We start from the raw sequence: 788 nt of genomic DNA, 5'->3' as shown, positions 1-788 counted from the left end.
TTCTTTTCCGATGTTGCGGAAAGATAATTAATAAGATTGAATTTCTGTTGAGGTCCCGAAGCTTCGGGACAGCCGCAATTAATTATACGCGTTGTTGTACACAGTTTTTTACGCCATTAATAGCATTCTAATATTCCAATAACAAACATAGTTCGAGTTAAAGTCTTTTAATTCGAAGTCTCTGATATTATTTTCATTAAGGAAGTTTTTAAAATCGTTTTCATTTGTGAAAAAATTAAATTCTTCAGTTTTAAAATTCCATACAAAAAATGGGGGAGGTGAGTCAATTGGGCTATTTATTGATTCACCAAAGACCAAATTTTCAGTTATACAAAACTTCTCAATGTTTAGTGTTCCGTATTGATATTTTTTTGGTTTTATATAAGCTTGGACCCCGTTTGTTTGCTCAACGTGTTTATTATTTCCAATTGGTATAAGTCCTTCATCTCCATATCCCTTGTTCCCCCAGTACGTGAAAGAGAATAATATTAATATAACTGTAATAAAAATTCTACAAGCTTTAATGTTTTCTTTCTTTTTGATTTTTGGGAAAAACGCTACAAAATTGAGATGGCCAAATTTTTCAATTATGAAATTGTATAAAATTATATATAAATATGAGACTAAATAAACCTTAATTATTGTAATTCCAAAGTCAAATAATGCCTCCATTTTCTATTGTGTACAACGTATTTGTGTATGATTTTTTGCGGGAAAAGGACGCGAGTTCTTTTCCGATGTTGCGGAAAGATAATTAATAAGATTGAATTTCCGCCGAGGTCCCGAAG

The 788-nt window shown here is 31.1% G+C and carries 1 protein-coding gene; it reads right to left on the bottom strand.

The window, feature by feature from the left end; translation table 11 throughout:
• Positions 1 to 108 precede the first annotated feature (108 nt).
• Complete coding sequence (locus tag ACOSP6_RS00240; RefSeq protein ID WP_422092416.1) at positions 109 to 672, bottom strand: hypothetical protein; 564 nt, start codon at positions 670 to 672, stop codon at positions 109 to 111.
• Positions 673 to 788 lie beyond the last annotated feature (116 nt).

Source organism: Tenacibaculum sp. MEBiC06402 (assembly GCF_049239625.1).
Lineage (GTDB): Bacteria > Bacteroidota > Bacteroidia > Flavobacteriales > Flavobacteriaceae > Polaribacter.
Note: the sequence above shows the minus strand (reverse complement) of the source record. Positions and strands in the feature narration are given on the sequence as shown.